We start from the raw sequence: 18,917 nt of genomic DNA, 5'->3' as shown, positions 1-18,917 counted from the left end.
AAGTTTTCACTGCTGATTAGCCAATCCTGACGCGAGGGATTTCATTAATGTTAGTGAGATAGGATGGTGACAATAACTCCCGCCGCATCGTCCAGTCTTTGTCGATGCCCTGGCCCGCAAACCATAATTTCCCCCGACCTGACCGGTTAATTCTATCCATCACGCCCATCAACGCTTCACCATTGGCAAAGAGTCGGTTCTCACCAAACAAATCGAGCTGGCTGGTGGCGCTATCATAAAAGTCAGATAGCATCACTCCGGCTTTATGGTATCGGTATCCCTCCTGCCAGATATGCCGGAGCCCTGCGACCGCAGCCGCAATGATTTCCCGGGTATCGGCGGTGGGGTTTTCCAGCTTGACTGTCTGCTGGCCACTGTAAGGGGCCGTTTTCGAATAGTAACTTGTGCCAATAAAAACCGTTATGCAGCGACAGTATTGCTTCTCTTCGCGCAGCTTCTCGCCTGCACGTTCGGCATACTCACACACCGCCTGGTGCATTGCTTCGTAGTGCTCTATTTTCTGGCCGAATGAACGCGAGCTGATGATCTGCTGCTTAACCTTCCTCACCTCTTCCAGGGCTATGCAGGACTCGCCATTCAATTCGCGCTGCGTTCGCTCCAGTACGACTCCAAATGTGTTACGGATAAGCGATGTTGGCGCATTGGCCAGATCGAGAGCAGTCCTGATGCCCATGCTGTTCAGTCTGGTGGCATATCTCCGGCCCACCCCCCAGACATCGCTTACGTCAATATATGGCAATAATTTACGTTGTCTTTCTGGACTGCTGAGATCAACCACTCCGCCTGTTTTAGTCCATGTTTTTGCAGCTTTATTTGCTAGTTTTGCCAAAGTTTTAGTTGTCGATATGCCCACCCCCACGGGTATATGGGTGCTCTTTAATACGGTTTTCTTTATTTCTCTTCCATAGTCATCAAAATTATAATTTTTCTGCATTCCTTCAAACGAAAGGAAAACTTCATCAATACTGTAGACCTCAGTATTACTGGAGAATTTAAATAATGTCTCACACACCCTACGGGAGATCTCCGCGTACAAGGCATAGTTAGAACTGAAAACATGTACACCGTTAGCTTCAAAGAATGCTTTCTTCTGGAAGTACACGTCACCATTCTGGATACCTAATTTTTTAGCTTCCGCTGAACGTGCCACGACCATGCCATCATTGTTCGAAAGGCATACAATTGGCTTGTTCACCAGATCGGGCCGAAAGACTCTCTCGCAGGAGGCGTAAAATGAGTTGCAATCCACCAGGCAGAACATCACAAGGCCTTGTACACGATGAAGGTCACCACGCCAAAAATGGCCAGTTCTTCGCCTTCTTTCAGATAGATCGGTGACATCCGGCTATTCATTGGCAGTAGCGCGGGAGCCGGGCTTAGCTGCAACCGCTTAATGGTGAAATCACCATCAACGGTCGCAATCACAATATCCCCCTCTTTCGCCTCAAGTGAGCTATCCACGATGACCAGATCGCCTTCGTGAATACGTGCCTCTACCATCGATGAACCTGTTACTCGTAAGAAGTAGGTTGCAGATGGATGTTTGATGAGGTGAGTATTTAGATCAATAAATTCATCAACATAATCGGAAGCGACTGAAGGGAAACCTGCGCTGACAGGCTCAACGAACAACGGGAATTGGCCTGGTGATTGTTGTGTCACTGGGATAAGTTTCATAATGCTCTGCTCTTCGTGGTGCTGTATATCCATACAGTATTATAGACAGGAGCCAGGAATTTTCGCACCTCCTTTTCCGAAAGTTATTTTCCGCTATCACTCTTCAGGTTTTTCTTATCACTTGTCCAGAAGTGGGTAACTGCACATAACAAATTGCAACCATATGATTCCTCAGTTCATTTTCAGAATTTACTCGTGCTTACTTCGTATACAATTCGGAATTTATCCGTACATTTTATAAGGAGTAATAACGATGAAGCAGTTTACAAATGAAGCAACTCAACAAATGCTGGCCGACTTTGACAAATCCCCTTTCTCTGACGCTGATCTGGCCGCAATGGATGTGGATGCTCGACAAATTATTGAGCAGAACGCTGAAAGGGATCGCCAACACCCGGTAACAGCAATCTGGCGTGTTGCGGTCGAGGGAAGCCTGACTGCGCGAGGTGGTGTCGTAACCGCTGTTGATAGCGCCAGGGTTATGGATCTAGACAACGGTCAAATGGTCAAAATCGCAGTGGAGGGTGATGCAGTCACTTATACCGATGGTTCATCTGCACGGATTGTTTCAAGCGCTGGCCAGAAAGCTACACACTTCGAGAAAGGGCTCGCGCTGGTGGGCAGCGTACTGGATAACGGGGATGAAATTGTCTCGACCCCGCAGGACAGATTAGTGCTGTTATCGCGCAAAGGTATGGCTGAAGCCCCCGACTTTCTGGCAATACCCGGAGGCGTGACTCATGGGGTATCGAACTAACAATTATGGCCGGGGCCAGGCGCTCCACGGAGATAAAACCACCACAGGCGCGACCGTCCTTACTTGGGGTCAGTTTGGATATCGAAAATTATTGTACTATAAGGACTTCCCCGGCATGTCAAAGCCGGTATTTATGGTTTCTGTCTGCTCTTCAGTAAAAATAAAGGGGAGAGACTGCGGTACTATAAACGGCCATGATGAATCGTCATCGATTCGGGCCCTGATGAAAGACGCGCGTGAGGTTCTTGTTCGTTAAGCGGATACGTATATCCTGTACAATAGCCAGATAGGCCTCACGGGGTCTAACCCTTTATCATCAACGAATTGCAGGTCAGATGGTTATACAGCTTCGAGCTTTAGTTGACTGAGTACAGCCGGAAATCATCACCGTAATGTAGTGATGCCCAACACAGCCGCGCATTTTTGGCGGCGATGGCCACAACAGCCCGCCAGTACCCTCTGCGCTCAACCAACATACAAACCCAACGGCTGAATGAGTCAGTCCTTTTCCCGGCGCCAATAAGCACTGAACGAGCCCCCTGAACCAGAAGCGTTCGCAGATACGAATCACCGGCTTTTGTGATCCTGCCGAGTTTCGACTTTCCCCCGCTGCTGTATTGTGATGGCGTCAGCCCCAGCCAGGCTGCCAGTTGACGTCCATTTTTAAAATCATGTGCATTACCGATACTGGCGACCAGTGCACAGGCCGTTGTGGGACCAACGCCCTTTAGCTCCATCAGCCGCTGACTGCGATGATCTGTTTTGGCTATGTGGGACAAAATTCGGTCATATTCAGTGATGTTAGCTTCAATGCGATCAACGTGTTCCATCAAATCATCAACACATTGCTGAACCTGAAGCGGTAAAGAGCTCTTCTGCACAGAAACCATGTGGCGCAGGGCATCAGCACTTTGTGGCGCGATGACACCGAATTCAGATATCAATCCTCGCAGACGATTATACGTTGCTGTTTTCTCTTCGATAAAACCCTGACGGGTACGATGTAAACACTGCATGGCCTGCTGGCTTTCGTCTTTCACTGGTACGAACCGCATATGCGGACGACGAACAGCTTCACAGATAGCCTGAGCATCAGCTGCATCATTTTTTCCTGATTTTCCGGCCATACGATAAGGCGATACAAACTTAGCAGCCATCAGACGTGGCTCATGACCATACTGCCGAAACAATCTTGCCCAGTAGTGAGCCCCGGAGCATGCTTCCATCCCGATAACACAGGGAGGCAAACTTGCAATTAACTCAGGAAGTGCAGCACGCGATACTTTAGGCTTAACCAGAACAGTTCTACCATTTTGATCAACACCGTGAACAGCAAACACATTTTTAGCAAGATCGATACCGACAGTCGTGATAGTCATAACGAATTCCTCCGGGACGATGTGTACCCCATGATTGCACAAGAGTTAATCAGGCGCATAATCAGGGGAAGTCCCTTCCATTCGTTAAGCGCATTATTTAACCAATCTTGGTTCGTAAGTGGTTGATTTTGCGTCAGTGGCTATCGCTTTTAAGTTGTCGCTCTTGCAGTATCGCATTTAGGTTATCCGATTAAGGTCAAACCTCTGAAAATGCCGTATAGCGCGGGAGTACACCCTATTGCTATAGGTAAGTCTGTTCAAAAAACAGGCTTACCGTACAATAATTCTCTATATCCAAACTGACCCCTACACGCTCGTAAGCGGCTCTTACGACCCGCTAACGCGGAGATACGCCCCAACTGCGGCTTCGCCTTGTTGTGACCACTCCGACCGCGCACAAAAGCCTCTGAGCCGCTTTTAGCGGAATATGGCTTTGCAGGGTGAAGGGATGGATAGGCGATCCCTTTCGATCCCTCACTGGTATCGGCGGCTAACCCTCGGTGCTACCTGTCATTTCATCCTGCCGCCTTACATGCGCTAACGCGCATAAATCCCCGTTCCTCAGTGGAACGAAAACTCACGCTAACAGGGTAGTGACCGGGTAGCCACGATAACTGCCAACAAAATTAGCTTATAGGTTAATTCTACCTTGTCTGAAATTAGCCTATAGGTTAATATTAATAGAAATGGGAGGTCACATGTTTAGCGTTGTTTATCACCCGGAAGCCAGGGAAGAAGCCACAGCATTACCCGTAAAAATCAGGGTGAAGTTTGACCGTCTCATCGGCAAACTGGAGTATGACGCCCGATTACTGCGGGAGCCGGACACGAAGCCCCTGGGCGATGGACTTTTTGAGATCCGCACGATGGGGACGGACATAGCCAGGGGAATCTGGGTATACCACAAAGGCAATACCATCATCATGCTCCGTGTTTTCATCAAGAAGTCACAGAAAACGCCAGCGAAAGAAATCGATCTCGCCAAAAAGCGGTTAGCGGAGGTACTTAATGAAACTGGTAAGCCATAAAGAACTGCATAACGAGTGGATGCAGGACGATGAATATCGCGCTGCATGGCAGGAAGAAGAACGTAAGGAAAAGCTCAGGGAGCTGCTTGCTGAATGGCGCAAGCATGACAACCTGACAAAAGCGCAGGTTGCTGAACGCATGGGGGTTACACCTCCGGTTATTTCTCGCCTGGAAAACAACATCACCAAAGCCAGCATCGACACACTGACCCGCTACGCTCACGCCTGCGGCATCAAGAAACCTGTCATTGCCCTGTACTGAATAGCCAGCCCTCCGGGGCTGGCCTTTTTGTTTCGGTCAGTCCCAAAATTTTGTTAAAGCAAGTTTAAAATGTCACCTGTTTCTCCAAAGTTGAAATGTCACTTCTAAGCCAATCTATTTATACATAATCTTTACATCTTTCCCCGGTGACAAAGTGCTAATTGGTCTGTAATGTTCAATGTGTGGCAGGCAAGCCGCCGGTGACTTAGGGAAGGTGCGAACAAGTTCCTGATATGAGATCATCATATTCATCCGGAGCGCATCCCAGAGGGACATCATGAGCCATCAACTCACCTTCGCCGATAGTGAATTCAGCACTAAGCGCCGTCAGACCCGAAAAGAGATTTTCCTCTCCCGCATGGAGCAGATTCTGCCATGGCAGAATATGACCGCTGTCATCGAGCCGTTTTATCCCAAGGCGGGCAATGGCCGACGGCCCTATCCGCTGGAGACCATGCTGCGTATTCACTGCATGCAGCATTGGTACAACCTGAGCGACGGTGCCATGGAAGATGCCCTGTACGAAATCGCCTCCATGCGCCTGTTTGCCCGATTATCCCTGGATAGCGCCCTGCCGGATCGCACCACCATCATGAATTTCCGCCACCTGCTCGAGCAGCATCAACTGGCCCGTCAATTGTTCAAGACCATCAATCGCTGGCTGGCCGAAGCAGGCGTCATGATGACCCAAGGCACTTTGGTGGATGCCACCATCATTGAGGCACCCAGCTCGACCAAGAACAAAGAGCAGCAACGCGATCCGGAGATGCATCAGACCAAGAAAGGCAATCAGTGGCACTTTGGCATGAAGGCCCACATTGGTGTCGATGCCAAGAGTGGCCTGACCCACAGCCTGGTCACCACCGCGGCCAACGAGCATGACCTCAATCAGCTGGGTAATCTGCTTCATGGAGAGGAGCAATTTGTCTCAGCCGATGCCGGCTACCAAGGAGCGCCACAGCGCGAGGAGCTGGCCGAGGTGGATGTGGACTGGCTGATCGCCGAGCGTCCCGGCAAGGTAAAAACCTTGAAGCAGCATCCGCGCAAGAACAAAACGGCCATCAACATCGAATACATGAAAGCCAGCATCCGTGCCAGGGTGGAGCACCCGTTTCGCATCATCAAGCGGCAGTTCGGCTTCGTGAAAGCCAGATACAAGGGGCTGCTGAAAAACGATAACCAACTGGCGATGTTATTCACCCTGGCCAACCTGTTTCGGGTGGACCAAATGATACGTCAGTGGGAGAGATCTCAGTAAAAACCGGAAATAACGCCAGAAATGGTGGAAAAAATAGCCTAAATAGGCTGATTCGATGTGTTTGCGGGAAAAAAATCGGCCCAGATCCGCGAAATTTTAATCAGCGAGTCAGCTTGGGAAGAAATGACCTGCTTATTCGCACCTTCCTTAATATAAAGACACAAGCAGAGACATTTTTGGCACGATATAAAAACGCTAAGTTAAAAAATCACTATGACGTGTTGGGTATCAAATGTTCACTGGCATAAACCTCTGTTTCTGATGTAAAACAGATTTTCTGAGGAGGCGTAAAACCTCCTCGTACTGCGAAATTGATTTAGTGATAGCGATCGATCACGCCAACCAGATAGTGGTCGGTTTGCTGCATGTTGATGCCCGCTTTTTTAGCGCTGCGGACTTCATCCAGAATGATTTGCAACAGCGTCCCGTCCACGATTTCCTCTTTTCTGTATCGCTTCAGGAAGTTAATCGCTGACTTATCGTTTGCTGCCTGGGCGTCTTCCGTCAAAGAGGTCAGCGCATTAATGCGCTTCTGGTAATCGCTTACCGTCTGCTCAAACAGATCTTCCAGCGTGGAAAATTCACCGCACCGGGCGTGTTGCTCCTGTAACACCGGCGTGGCGCCGCTCTGTTTGATGTATTCGTACATGCGCATCATTTGCGTCACCGTATTTTGCGCCTGATGACGCAAAAATAGTGCGGTGCCATTAAGGCTATTCTCGCTGCACCTCTGGCTGAGCTGAAGATACAAATTTGAGGTATAAAACTCCTGATTCATTTGCGCATTCAGTTTTTGAACTATTCCGCTAGCGATCATAGGACTTCCTTATTTCTTGTCATCTCAGAAAACGGTCACTCTTCGAAAAAACAACCAGAATAAAAGCGATTCTTTCGCTTTTTTTATTGCGCCTGGTTACGCAGTCATATTCATTTTAAGTCGGGATGCTCCTTATTTAAATATCCACCCCTACTATCGCATTTCTATCTGGCATTATTCTGTGATGGTGTTTCGATATTCACACTCCCTGTGCCAATCCTTTCTTATCGACAGTAGGAAACTTCCTCCGGCTATTCTGCTGAACACGATTAGGGGCACTGTTGCAAAGTTAGCGATGAGGCAGCGTTTTGTCTTATTCAAAGGCCTTACATTTCAAAAACTCTGCTTACCAGGCGCATTTCGCCCAGGGGATCACCATAATAAAATGCTGAGGCCTGGCCTTTGCGTAGTGCACGCATCACCTCAATACCTTTGATGGTGGCGTAAGCCGTCTTCATGGATTTAAATCCCAGCGTGGCGCCGATTATCCGTTTCAGTTTGCCATGATCGCATTCAATCACGTTGTTCCGGTACTTAATCTGTCGGTGTTCAACGTCAGACGGGCACCGGCCTTCGCGTTTGAGCAGAGCAAGCGCGCGACCATAGGCGGGCGCTTTATCCGTGTTGATGAATCGCGGGATCTGCCACTTCTTCACGTTGTTGAGGATTTTACCCAGAAACCGGTATGCAGCTTTGCTGTTACGACGGGAGGAGAGATAAAAATCGACAGTGCGGCCCCGGCTGTCGACGGCCCGGTACAGATACGCCCAGCGGCCATTGACCTTCACGTAGGTTTCATCCATGTGCCACGGGCAAAGATCGGAAGGGTTACGCCAGTACCAGCGCAGCCGTTTTTCCATTTCAGGCGCATAACGCTGAACCCAGCGGTAAATCGTGGAGTGATCGACATTCACTCCGCGTTCAGCCAGCATCTCCTGCAGCTCACGGTAACTGATGCCGTATTTGCAGTACCAGCGTACGGCCCACAGAATGATGTCACGCTGAAAATGCCGGCCTTTGAATGGGTTCATGTGCAGCTCCATCAGCAAAAGGGGATGATAAGTTTATCACCACCGACTATTTGCAACAGTGCCCTGTTTAGAGTACTATATGCGCCTGCAACAGTGGGCCACCGAAAATATTAAAAAACTGCTTTATCTCGCGGGGGATGACGCGGTGATTAATTACGGGAAAATGCGGCTGGAATTTTTGCAGAAAGCACTGGCGCAGGATACCTCCGGTGACTTCTGCTTTCGTGTGCTGCATCCGGAAGTGTCTGGCCCGCCGGATATGAAAAAGGCTTCCGCCGGGTACCGTGACTTTATTATCGGTAACAGAGCGTTGCTGGATCTGGTGAATTCAGCCGGTGAAGGGGCTCCGGTTGCGCATTATTCCGCTGATGAAATTCAGTCATTATTTTCGGCACAAATACAGGGGTCGGTGGATAAATACGGCGATAGTTTCCTGACGGATGATCCGTATGTGCTGGCGGAAGACAAGCTGCAAACCTGTCAGATGGAAATTGATTTAATGGCGGATGTGCTGAGAGCACCGCCCCGTGAATCCGCAGAACTGATCCGCTATGTATTTGCGGATGAGTGGCCGGAATAAATAAAACCGGGCTTAATACAGATTAAGCCCGTATCGGGTATTATTACTGAATACCAGACAGCTTACGGAGGACGGAATGTTACCCATTGAGACAACCAGACTGCCTTCTGATTATTAATATTTTTCACTATTAATCAGAAGGAATAACCATGAATTTTACCCGGATTGACCTGAATACCTGGAATCGCAGGGAACATTTTGCCCTTTATCGTCAGCAGATTAAATGCGGATTCAGCCTGACCACCAAACTCGATATTACCGCTTTGCGTACTGCACTGGCGAAAACCGGTTATAAGTTTTATCCGCTGATGATTTACCTGATCTCCCGGGCTGTTAATCAGTTTCCGGAGTTCCGGATGGCAATGAAAGATAATGAACTGATTTACTGGGAACAGTCAGACCCGGTCTTTACTGTCTTTCATAAAGAAACCGAAACATTCTCCGCACTGTCCTGCCGTTATTTTCCGGATCTCAGTGAGTTTATGGCGGGTTATAACGCGGTAACAGCAGAATATCAGCATGATACCAGGTTGTTTCCGCAGGGAAATTTACCGGAGAATCACCTGAATATATCATCGTTACCCTGGGTGAGTTTTGACGGATTTAATCTGAATATCACCGGAAATGATGATTATTTTTCCCCGGTTTTTACAATGGCAAAGTTTCAGCAGGAAGGTGACCGCGTACTATTACCTGTTTCTGTACAGGTTCATCATGCAGTCTGTGATGGTTTTCATGCAGCAAGGTTTATCAATACACTTCAGCTGATGTGTGATAACATACTGAAATAAATTAATTAATTCTGTATTTAAGCCACCGTATCCGGCAGGATTGGTGGCTTTTTTTTATATTTTAACCGTAATCTGTAATTTCGTTTCAGAAGGCACTGTTGCAAAGTTAGCGATGAGGCAGCCTTTTGTCTTATTCAAAGGCCTTACATTTCAAAAACTCTGCTTACCAGGCGCATTTCGCCCAGGGGATCACCATAATAAAATGCTGAGGCCTGGCCTTTGCGTAGTGCACGCATCACCTCAATACCTTTGATGGTGGCGTAAGCCGTCTTCATGGATTTAAATCCCAGCGTGGCGCCGATTATCCGTTTCAGTTTGCCATGATCGCATTCAATCACGTTGTTCCGGTACTTAATCTGTCGGTGTTCAACGTCAGACGGGCACCGGCCTTCGCGTTTGAGCAGAGCAAGCGCGCGACCATAGGCGGGCGCTTTATCCGTGTTGATGAATCGCGGGATCTGCCACTTCTTCACGTTGTTGAGGATTTTACCCAGAAACCGGTATGCAGCTTTGCTGTTACGACGGGAGGAGAGATAAAAATCGACAGTGCGGCCCCGGCTGTCGACGGCCCGGTACAGATACGCCCAGCGGCCATTGACCTTCACGTAGGTTTCATCCATGTGCCACGGGCAAAGATCGGAAGGGTTACGCCAGTACCAGCGCAGCCGTTTTTCCATTTCAGGCGCATAACGCTGAACCCAGCGGTAAATCGTGGAGTGATCGACATTCACTCCGCGTTCAGCCAGCATCTCCTGCAGCTCACGGTAACTGATGCCGTATTTGCAGTACCAGCGTACGGCCCACAGAATGATGTCACGCTGAAAATGCCGGCCTTTGAATGGGTTCATGTGCAGCTCCATCAGCAAAAGGGGATGATAAGTTTATCACCACCGACTATTTGCAACAGTGCCCAAACCCCCGGATCAGGCTCTCCAGGCCATGCAGAAAGGCCTGCTCACCATCATCACTGTCCATAATCTGCAGCGCTTCCCGCAATAGCGGCGGCAGGTTTTCGTCCGGTGCTGCAGGGCGGTCGGTCAGGGCGGCAGTATGCTCCTGCTGCTCCAGTACGGCACCAAGGGTAAAATGACTGACCGCTGAAATCGCATATAACCCGTCGCGCAGTGAAAAGCCGTTTTCTGTCATAAAGCGTAACTGGGTTTCCACCGTATCATACTGTTTTTCATCAGGGCGGGTGCCGAGGTGCACTTTTGCCCCGTCACGGTAACGCAGCAGCGCCCGGCGGAAACTCATTGCATTATTGCGCAGAAATGACTGCCAGGATTCCCCCGCCGCAGGCAGTGAATAATCATGATGACGCGCCAGGATCTCCACCGCCAGCGCATCCAGTAACGCCCGTTTATTTTTCACATGCCAGTAAAGTGTCGGCTGTTCTATTCCCAGCTTCTGCGCCAGCTTGCGGGTCGTCAGCCCGTCAATCCCTGTCTCATTCAGCAGTTCCAGTGCCGCATCAATAACCGATTCTCTGTTCAGCCGTGCCATGACCGTCTCCTCCGATTTTCAGATTGACACTCTATCATTGATAGGGATATATTCCAACTCTATCAATGATAGGGAATTAACACAGGATCTGAAAAATGAATAAACCCGCTGTCATCGCGCTGGTGATTACACTGCTGGACGCGATGGGAATTGGTCTGATCATGCCGGTATTACCGTCACTGCTGCGGGAATATCTCCCGGAAGCGGATGTGGCAAACCATTACGGCATTCTGCTGGCGCTGTATGCGGTGATGCAGGTCTGTTTTGCTCCGCTGCTGGGCAGATGGTCAGATAAGCTGGGGCGCAGACCGGTGCTGCTGTTATCCCTGGCGGGTGCCGCGTTTGATTACACACTGCTGGCACTGTCCAATGTGCTGTGGATGTTGTATCTCGGGCGGATTATCTCCGGGATCACTGGTGCCACCGGCGCGGTTGCGGCTTCGGTAGTGGCGGACAGCACGGCGGTCAGCGAGCGTACCGCCTGGTTCGGCCGTCTCGGTGCGGCCTTTGGTGCCGGGCTGATTGCCGGGCCGGCTATCGGCGGACTGGCGGGGGATATCTCACCGCATCTGCCGTTTGTCATTGCGGCAATACTGAATGCCTGCACCTTTCTGATGGTCTTTTTTATCTTTAAACCGGCGGTACAGACAGAAGAAAAACCGGCGGAGCAGAAACAAGAAAGCGCAGGTATCAGCTTTATCACACTGCTTAAACCTCTGGCGCTGTTGCTGTTTGTCTTTTTTACCGCGCAGCTTATCGGGCAGATCCCGGCCACTGTCTGGGTATTGTTTACGGAGAGCCGCTTTGCCTGGGACAGCGCGGCGGTCGGTTTTTCACTGGCGGGACTCGGGGCGATGCATGCACTGTTTCAGGCGGTGGTTGCCGGGGCGCTGGCAAAACGGCTGAGTGAGAAAACCATTATTTTCGCCGGATTTATTGCCGATGCCACCGCGTTTTTACTGATGTCTGCTATCACTTCCGGATGGATGGTGTATCCGGTCCTGATCCTGCTGGCAGGCGGCGGAATTGCACTGCCTGCATTGCAGGGCATTATCTCTGCCGGGGCATCGGCGGCAAATCAGGGAAAACTACAGGGTGTGCTGGTCAGCCTGACCAATCTGACCGGCGTGGCGGGCCCGCTGCTGTTTGCTTTTATTTTCAGTCAGACACAGCAGAGTGCGGACGGTACGGTGTGGCTGATTGGCACGGCACTGTACGGTCTGCTGCTGGCAATCTGTCTGCTGATCAGAAAACCGGCACCGGTGGCGGCCACCTGCTGACCGGCGCTATACGGGGTCTGACGCTCAGTGGAACGAAAACTCACGTTAAGCAACGTTTTCTGCCTCTGACGCCTCTTTTAATGGTCTCAGATGTCCTTTGGTCACCAGTTCTGCCAGCGTGAAGGAATAATGGCCGAGCATATTGATATGTCCGTGGCAAAGCGGGGAGAGGCGTGCGATATCTTCATCATTCAGTGTTTCACCCTGCGCCCGGAGATGATCCAGGGCTGCCTGCATATAAATAGTGTTCCATAACACGACGGCGTTAGTGACCAGCCCCAGTGTGCCCAGTTGATCTTCCTGACCGTCGGTATATCGTTTTCTTATCTCACCTTTTTGACCGTGACAGATGGCTCTGGCAACGGCATGGCGACTTTCTCCCCGATTAAGCTGGGTCAGAATGCGCCGGCGGTAATCTTCATCATCAATATAATTAAGCAGATACAGCGTTTTGTTGATGCGCCCCACTTCAATGATTGCCTGAGTCAGTCCGGAAGGACGTTCACTTTTCAGCAATGAACGGACCAGCACTGAAACCTGTACTTTGCCCAGCTTCAGGGAGCCAGCGGTCCGGATCATTTCGTCCCACTGAAGGACTATTTTTCGGGGATCTGATTGCCCTCTGGCAATATCATTCAGCACGCCATAGTCGGCATCATGGTCCATTCGCCAGAAAACCGAAGCACCGGCATCAGCCAGGCGTGGAGAAAACTGGTATCCCAGCAGCCAGAAAAGGCCAAAGACAAGTTCGCTGGCACCTGCTGTATCGGTCATAATTTCGGTTGGATTCAGCCCGGTCTCCTGTTCCAGAAGACCTTCCAGCACAAAGATAGAGTCCCTCAGCGTCCCCGGTATAACGATGCCATGAAAGCCGGAATACTGATCGGACACAAAGTTGTACCAGGTGATCCCTCTGTTATTACCAAAGTATTTGCGGTTCGGTCCGGCATTGATTGTTCTGACTGGCGTAACAAAGCGCATTCCATCTGCAGATGCCACTTCTCCTCCACCCCATATCTGTGCCAGTGGCAGCGTTGCCTGAAAATCAACCAGTCTGGCATTAGCGCTGGTGATAGTTTCAGCCCGCAGATAGTTCGCTTTTGTCCAGTTCAGCCGGTGTCGGGTCAGTGCAGGAACATTTGATCTGATCAGTGGTTCCAGACCGATATTGCAGGCTTCAGCCATCAGCACGGCGCTGATGCTGACGGGCAGATCATCAACTCTGGCACTGGCTTCACTAGCATGGAAAAACTCATCAGCAAATCCGGTATGGGCGTTAATTTCGAGCAGCAACTCCGTTAAATCCACCGGAGGGAGTAGATCACTGATCATTTTGCTCAGTCGTTTCAGACTGTCCGGCTCATCAAGACTGGCGAGGGGAGAAATTGTCAACCGGGGCTTCGGGCCAGAAACATCGAGTTCGACAGCCTCATTTTCGCAAAGACGTGCAGCAACCTGTCTGTAACGACTATCAAGCTGATGACCCAGAGATTTTATTGCTTCCTGCGGGTCTGTCGGGTGCCCCAAAGAACGATAAACCTTAATCCGGTTTGCCTGCCAGTCAGCACCCTGTAGTAATCTTGCACGAGGATCTCCCCACCGGTTACTGCCGGTAACGTAGACATCCCTCCGCCTCAGACTATCCTGCAGTTTACTGAGAAAGCAGAGCGTGTATCCCCTGCGGGTGATATGTTTTTCCTTGTTAATCACCAGCCGTTTCCATGACCGACTGATAATTTCCGTTGGTGCGTCGTCAAAAAACTGCCGCCGTGAGCTGAACTCCCGGCTGAGGTAGTCACAGGCATTCAGAGTGGTAACCCCGGCAGGTGCGGATGAAAATTTAACGGTATTCAGCAGATGGGGCAGGAAACGACGAACGCGCCCGTACTGCTCCACCATTTCTTCATGAAAATTATCGTCTGAGGGCCGGGCAATTTCACGGACAAGCGTGATGATTTCAGCCAGCTTTTGCCTTGGGATGTAGCTGAACACCTCAGCACGAATCGATTCGTCCGGTGTTTCTTCTTTCAGCAGGTACGAACATGCGCTGGCGAGCGCCAATGCAGATTTATCCAGATCCTTCAGCGAGCGGAGCCGTTTTTTCTGCCCAATCTTTCTGGCGTCACGGATGATAACGGCCAGCATGGCGTCCAGAACGTCCAATGCATCATCCAGCGCCAGCGTTTCCCATGCAAGGACAAAGGCAACCAGAACCGCCATCCTTTTCTGCGGTGACATCCTGGCAATATTGAACACCGAAGTCATACCAGCATAACGTGCGAGATTTTTCAGGCGCACAGCCGGGAGTGTACTCAGGTTTTCAGCATGCAGGCCAAAATCGTTCAGAGTTTTCCAGCGTTCAATTGCTTCATTAAACGCCGGACCACTGATGGTCACAGGGCCCTTTTTCAGTGATTCCAGTAAAGACAGGCGGCTGCAATCAGTTGGCCCCAGCAGCATCTCCAGCTGTGAACGCTGTTCGGCTGACGGTATCAGTGCCAGTTTGTTCCACAGGCGCAACGTCGCCTTTTCCCTTACCTCTGAAATCAACCGGGTCAGCGTAGTGGCTCCGGGGAGAATAATACGATGTTGCATAAGCCACCCTGTCGCCAGATCGAAAAGCAGGCCAGGACGTTCGTTGCTTATCCAGCTCCGGGTATATAAAAGACGGGTAAGGCGAAATGTCCAGGGCCAGGCAAATTCACGATACTGATAGTGCTGACGTATCAGCGCTGCATGCTCACGGCGGGTATTTTCCCTCTGACCGTATTCTGCAAGAACGGTGATATCACGAATCCCGAGCTGTCTGGCGGTAAAATGCCGGACGCCGGAAGGAATATGATTCATATCGGTGAGGAAGGTGCCCAGAAAACGGACACATCCAATTTGCAGGGCAATGCCCAGACGGTTGTGATCACCTCTGCTTTTTCCGATAAATTCCTTGTCTGCTTCATCAAGGTGAAAATATCGTGCCAGCTGAAGCTCATCCGGTTCACCGGTGAATCTGCCATAGCTTTCAGTCTGCTCAGTGGTCAGAAAGTCAACGGGCATATCGGCCTCCCTGCCTGACGGGCATTTAGTAACATTTTTCCAACCGTACGAAATGTTATAAATTATCGGACATCGTAAAACTGTTACATTAATATGTCTATTAAATCGTAAATTTGTAATAATAGACATGAGTTGTCCGATATTCGATTTAAGGTACATTTTTATGCGACTTTTTGGTTACGCTCGGGTCTCAACCAGTCAGCAGTCTCTTGATCTTCAGGTCAGAGCACTCAAAGACGCAGGTGTGAAAGCAAACCGTATATTTACCGATAAGGCATCCGGCAGTTCAACAGACCGGGAAGGGCTGGATTTGCTGAGGATGAAGGTGGAGGAAGGTGATGTCATTCTGGTTAAGAAGCTCGACCGTCTTGGCCGCGACACTGCCGATATGATCCAACTGATAAAGGAATTTGACGCTCAGGGCGTGGCAGTCCGGTTCATTGATGACGGGATCAGTACCGACGGTGATATGGGGCAAATGGTGGTCACCATCCTGTCGGCTGTGGCACAGGCTGAACGCCGGAGGATCCTAGAACGCACGAATGAGGGCCGACAGGAAGCAAAGCTGAAAGGAATCAAATTTGGCCGCAGGCGTACCGTGGACAGGAACGTCGTGCTGACGCTTCATCAGAAGGGCACTGGTGCAACGGAAATTGCTCATCAGCTCAGTATTGCCCGCTCCACGGTTTATAAAATTCTTGAAGACGAAAGGGCCTCGTGATACGCCTATTTTTATAGGTTAATGTCATGATAATAATGGTTTCTTAGACGTCAGGTGGCACTTTTCGGGGAAATGTGCGCGGAACCCCTATTTGTTTATTTTTCTAAATACATTCAAATATGTATCCGCTCATGAGACAATAACCCTGGTAAATGCTTCAATAATATTGAAAAAGGAAGAGTATGAGTATTCAACATTTTCGTGTCGCCCTTATTCCCTTTTTTGCGGCATTTTGCCTTCCTGTTTTTGCTCACCCAGAAACGCTGGTGAAAGTAAAAGATGCTGAAGATCAGTTGGGTGCACGAGTGGGTTACATCGAACTGGATCTCAACAGCGGTAAGATCCTTGAGAGTTTTCGCCCCGAAGAACGTTTTCCAATGATGAGCACTTTTAAAGTTCTGCTATGTGGTGCGGTATTATCCCGTGTTGACGCCGGGCAAGAGCAACTCGGTCGCCGCATACACTATTCTCAGAATGACTTGGTTGAGTACTCACCAGTCACAGAAAAGCATCTTACGGATGGCATGACAGTAAGAGAATTATGCAGTGCTGCCATAACCATGAGTGATAACACTGCTGCCAACTTACTTCTGACAACGATCGGAGGACCGAAGGAGCTAACCGCTTTTTTGCACAACATGGGGGATCATGTAACTCGCCTTGATCGTTGGGAACCGGAGCTGAATGAAGCCATACCAAACGACGAGCGTGACACCACGATGCCTGCAGCAATGGCAACAACGTTGCGCAAACTATTAACTGGCGAACTACTTACTCTAGCTTCCCGGCAACAATTAATAGACTGGATGGAGGCGGATAAAGTTGCAGGACCACTTCTGCGCTCGGCCCTTCCGGCTGGCTGGTTTATTGCTGATAAATCTGGAGCCGGTGAGCGTGGGTCTCGCGGTATCATTGCAGCACTGGGGCCAGATGGTAAGCCCTCCCGTATCGTAGTTATCTACACGACGGGGAGTCAGGCAACTATGGATGAACGAAATAGACAGATCGCTGAGATAGGTGCCTCACTGATTAAGCATTGGTAACTGTCAGACCAAGTTTACTCGGCACTGTTGCAAAGTTAGCGATGAGGCAGCGTTTTGTCTTATTCAAAGGCCTTACATTTCAAAAACTCTGCTTACCAGGCGCATTTCGCCCAGGGGATCACCATAATAAAATGCTGAGGCCTGGCCTTTGCGTAGTGCACGCATCACCTCAATACCTTTGATGGTGGCGTAAGCCGTCTTCATGGATTTAAATCCCAGCGTGGCGCCGATTATCCGTTTCAGTTTGCCATGATCGCATTCAATCACGTTGTTCCGGTACTTAATCTGTCGGTGTTCAACGTCAGACGGGCACCGGCCTTCGCGTTTGAGCAGAGCAAGCGCGCGACCATAGGCGGGCGCTTTATCCGTGTTGATGAATCGCGGGATCTGCCACTTCTTCACGTTGTTGAGGATTTTACCCAGAAACCGGTATGCAGCTTTGCTGTTACGACGGGAGGAGAGATAAAAATCGACAGTGCGGCCCCGGCTGTCGACGGCCCGGTACAGATACGCCCAGCGGCCATTGACCTTCACGTAGGTTTCATCCATGTGCCACGGGCAAAGATCGGAAGGGTTACGCCAGTACCAGCGCAGCCGTTTTTCCATTTCAGGCGCATAACGCTGAACCCAGCGGTAAATCGTGGAGTGATCGACATTCACTCCGCGTTCAGCCAGCATCTCCTGCAGCTCACGGTAACTGATGCCGTATTTGCAGTACCAGCGTACGGCCCACAGAATGATGTCACGCTGAAAATGCCGGCCTTTGAATGGGTTCATGTGCAGCTCCATCAGCAAAAGGGGATGATAAGTTTATCACCACCGACTATTTGCAACAGTGCCCTCGTGTGCACCAAAGCGAGGTGAGCATGGCGACGGAGGCTCTGTTGCAAAGATTGGCGGCAGTCAGAGGTAGGCTGTCGCTCTGCGCCGATCAGGCGGCTGCTGCGAAATGGTGGTTGAGCATGCCCATGGCCTCCGTCAGCGCCGAGGGCCCAATGCCAAAAGCTCTCTCCACAAGGCGCACCTCGCCCCTGATGCCGGGCTGCAGGCACCAGGGGCGAGCCTGTCCTTTGCGCAGGGCTCGCATGACTTCGAATCCCTTGATCGTGGCATAGGCCGTGGGGATCGATTTGAAACCGCGCACCGGCTTGATCAGTATCTTGAGCTTTCCGTGATCGGCCTCGATCACGTTATTGAGATACTTCACCTGCCGGTGGGCCGTCTCCCGGTCCAGCTTTCCTTCGCGCTTCAATTCGGTGATCGCTGCACCATAGCTCGGCGCTTTGTCGGTATTGAGCGTGGCAGGCTTTTCCCAGTGCTTCAGGCCTCGCAGGGCCTTGCCCAGGAACCGCTTCGCTGCCTTGGCGCTGCGGGTCGGCGACAGGTAGAAATCGATCGTGTCGCCCCGCTTGTCGACTGCCCGGTACAGGTAGGTCCACTTGCCCCGCACCTTGACGTAGGTTTCATCCAGGCGCCAGCTCGGATCAAAGCCACGCCGCCAGAACCAGCGCAGCCGCTTCTCCATCTCCGGGGCGTAGCACTGGACCCAGCGATAGATCGTCGTATGGTCGACCGAAATGCCGCGTTCCGCCAGCATTTCCTCAAGGTCGCGATAGCTGATCGGATAGCGACAATACCAGCGCACCGCCCACAGGATCACATCACCCTGGAAATGGCGCCACTTGAAATCCGTCATCGTTCCGTCCGTCCAATCTCCG

At 50.6% G+C, this 18,917-nt stretch carries 19 protein-coding genes; 9 read left to right on the top strand and 10 right to left on the bottom strand.

Features of this window, described 5'->3' with window-relative positions:
* Positions 1-16: 16 nt before the first annotated feature.
* Both umuC and umuD read right to left on the bottom strand, forming a co-directional pair.
* Positions 17-1,282 (bottom strand): translesion error-prone DNA polymerase V subunit UmuC, encoded by a 1,266-nt coding sequence (umuC, locus tag GFB57_RS23380; protein WP_009652912.1) that lies wholly within the window; start codon positions 1,280-1,282, stop codon positions 17-19.
* The gene (gene umuD / locus GFB57_RS23375; RefSeq protein WP_008786793.1) at positions 1,282-1,698 is read right to left on the bottom strand and encodes a translesion error-prone DNA polymerase V autoproteolytic subunit; all 417 of its coding nucleotides are present in this window, start codon (positions 1,696-1,698) and stop codon (positions 1,282-1,284) included. The genes umuC and umuD overlap by 1 nt, the downstream gene beginning before the upstream one ends.
* Positions 1,699-1,951: 253 nt before the next feature.
* Between umuD and GFB57_RS23370 the strand changes: the two genes are divergently transcribed.
* Positions 1,952-2,455 carry a hypothetical protein gene (locus tag GFB57_RS23370; protein WP_047715698.1) on the top strand — a complete coding sequence of 168 codons (504 nt, stop codon included), beginning with the start codon at positions 1,952-1,954 and terminating at the stop codon, positions 2,453-2,455.
* 356 nt (positions 2,456-2,811) lie between these two features.
* Here the strand turns inward: GFB57_RS23370 and GFB57_RS23365 are convergent, their stop codons facing one another.
* Positions 2,812-3,834: an IS110 family transposase gene (locus GFB57_RS23365; RefSeq protein ID WP_000156887.1), complete on the bottom strand. Its 1,023-nt coding sequence runs from the start codon at positions 3,832-3,834 to the stop codon at positions 2,812-2,814.
* A gap of 698 nt (positions 3,835-4,532) precedes the next feature.
* Between GFB57_RS23365 and GFB57_RS23360 the strand changes: the two genes are divergently transcribed.
* The 3 genes from GFB57_RS23360 (at position 4,533) to GFB57_RS23350 (ending at position 6,382) form a co-directional block, all read left to right on the top strand.
* On the top strand, positions 4,533-4,862 hold the full coding sequence (locus GFB57_RS23360) for a type II toxin-antitoxin system RelE/ParE family toxin (RefSeq protein ID WP_000493286.1): 330 nt from the start codon (positions 4,533-4,535) through the stop codon (positions 4,860-4,862).
* Positions 4,843-5,124 (top strand): helix-turn-helix transcriptional regulator, encoded by a 282-nt coding sequence (locus GFB57_RS23355; RefSeq protein WP_000780222.1) that lies wholly within the window; start codon positions 4,843-4,845, stop codon positions 5,122-5,124. Before GFB57_RS23360 ends, GFB57_RS23355 begins: the two co-directional genes overlap by 20 nt.
* 277 nt (positions 5,125-5,401) lie before the next feature.
* The gene (locus GFB57_RS23350) at positions 5,402-6,382 is read left to right on the top strand and encodes an IS5-like element ISKpn26 family transposase (protein ID WP_000019445.1); all 981 of its coding nucleotides are present in this window, start codon (positions 5,402-5,404) and stop codon (positions 6,380-6,382) included.
* Between the two features lie 316 nt (positions 6,383-6,698).
* Here the strand turns inward: GFB57_RS23350 and GFB57_RS23345 are convergent, their stop codons facing one another.
* Both GFB57_RS23345 and GFB57_RS23340 read right to left on the bottom strand, forming a co-directional pair.
* The gene (locus GFB57_RS23345) at positions 6,699-7,199 is read right to left on the bottom strand and encodes a non-heme ferritin-like protein (RefSeq protein WP_001752509.1); all 501 of its coding nucleotides are present in this window, start codon (positions 7,197-7,199) and stop codon (positions 6,699-6,701) included.
* 326 nt (positions 7,200-7,525) lie between these two features.
* On the bottom strand, positions 7,526-8,230 hold the full coding sequence (locus GFB57_RS23340) for an IS6-like element IS26 family transposase (RefSeq protein WP_001067855.1): 705 nt from the start codon (positions 8,228-8,230) through the stop codon (positions 7,526-7,528).
* 79 nt (positions 8,231-8,309) lie between these two features.
* Here GFB57_RS23340 and GFB57_RS23335 point away from each other — a divergent pair, with 79 nt between their 5' ends.
* Both GFB57_RS23335 and GFB57_RS23330 read left to right on the top strand, forming a co-directional pair.
* The gene (locus GFB57_RS23335) at positions 8,310-8,810 is read left to right on the top strand and encodes a hypothetical protein (RefSeq protein ID WP_001239317.1); all 501 of its coding nucleotides are present in this window, start codon (positions 8,310-8,312) and stop codon (positions 8,808-8,810) included.
* A 149-nt stretch (positions 8,811-8,959) separates the two neighbouring features.
* Positions 8,960-9,601, top strand: a complete 642-nt coding sequence (locus tag GFB57_RS23330; RefSeq protein ID WP_001011939.1) for a type A-2 chloramphenicol O-acetyltransferase CatII — start codon at positions 8,960-8,962, stop codon at positions 9,599-9,601.
* Between the two features lie 143 nt (positions 9,602-9,744).
* On the opposite strand, the gene GFB57_RS23325 is transcribed toward GFB57_RS23330, so the two are convergent.
* Together GFB57_RS23325 and tetR(D) are read right to left on the bottom strand one after the other, a co-directional pair.
* Positions 9,745-10,449 (bottom strand): IS6-like element IS26 family transposase, encoded by a 705-nt coding sequence (locus GFB57_RS23325; protein ID WP_001067855.1) that lies wholly within the window; start codon positions 10,447-10,449, stop codon positions 9,745-9,747.
* A gap of 46 nt (positions 10,450-10,495) precedes the next feature.
* Positions 10,496-11,104, bottom strand: coding sequence for a tetracycline resistance transcriptional repressor TetR(D) (gene tetR(D), locus GFB57_RS23320; protein ID WP_023352616.1), 609 nt, complete (start codon positions 11,102-11,104; stop codon positions 10,496-10,498).
* A gap of 95 nt (positions 11,105-11,199) precedes the next feature.
* On the opposite strand from tetR(D), the gene tet(D) reads away from it, so the two are divergent.
* Positions 11,200-12,384 carry a tetracycline efflux MFS transporter Tet(D) gene (gene tet(D) / locus GFB57_RS23315; protein WP_001039466.1) on the top strand — a complete coding sequence of 395 codons (1,185 nt, stop codon included), beginning with the start codon at positions 11,200-11,202 and terminating at the stop codon, positions 12,382-12,384.
* Positions 12,385-12,429: 45 nt separating this feature from the next.
* On the opposite strand, the gene GFB57_RS23310 is transcribed toward tet(D), so the two are convergent.
* The gene (locus tag GFB57_RS23310) at positions 12,430-15,435 is read right to left on the bottom strand and encodes a Tn3-like element Tn3 family transposase (RefSeq protein WP_001143760.1); all 3,006 of its coding nucleotides are present in this window, start codon (positions 15,433-15,435) and stop codon (positions 12,430-12,432) included.
* A 163-nt stretch (positions 15,436-15,598) separates the two neighbouring features.
* On the opposite strand from GFB57_RS23310, the gene GFB57_RS23305 reads away from it, so the two are divergent.
* Positions 15,599-16,156, top strand: a complete 558-nt coding sequence (locus tag GFB57_RS23305; protein WP_001235713.1) for a recombinase family protein — start codon at positions 15,599-15,601, stop codon at positions 16,154-16,156.
* A 182-nt stretch (positions 16,157-16,338) separates the two neighbouring features.
* On the top strand, positions 16,339-17,199 hold the full coding sequence (locus GFB57_RS23300) for a broad-spectrum class A beta-lactamase TEM-1 (protein WP_000027057.1): 861 nt from the start codon (positions 16,339-16,341) through the stop codon (positions 17,197-17,199).
* A gap of 72 nt (positions 17,200-17,271) precedes the next feature.
* On the opposite strand, the gene GFB57_RS23295 is transcribed toward GFB57_RS23300, so the two are convergent.
* Both GFB57_RS23295 and GFB57_RS23290 read right to left on the bottom strand, forming a co-directional pair.
* A complete protein-coding gene (locus GFB57_RS23295) occupies positions 17,272-17,976 on the bottom strand; it encodes an IS6-like element IS26 family transposase (protein ID WP_001067855.1) in 705 nt (234 codons plus the stop codon).
* A 154-nt stretch (positions 17,977-18,130) separates the two neighbouring features.
* Positions 18,131-18,895 (bottom strand): IS6-like element IS6100 family transposase, encoded by a 765-nt coding sequence (locus tag GFB57_RS23290; RefSeq protein ID WP_001389365.1) that lies wholly within the window; start codon positions 18,893-18,895, stop codon positions 18,131-18,133.
* Between the last annotated feature and the right edge of the window lie 22 nt (positions 18,896-18,917).

Source organism: Citrobacter sp. S39 (assembly GCF_009495675.1).
In the GTDB taxonomy this organism is placed as follows: Bacteria; Pseudomonadota; Gammaproteobacteria; order Enterobacterales; family Enterobacteriaceae; genus Citrobacter; species Citrobacter freundii.
Note: the sequence above shows the minus strand (reverse complement) of the source record. Positions and strands in the feature narration are given on the sequence as shown.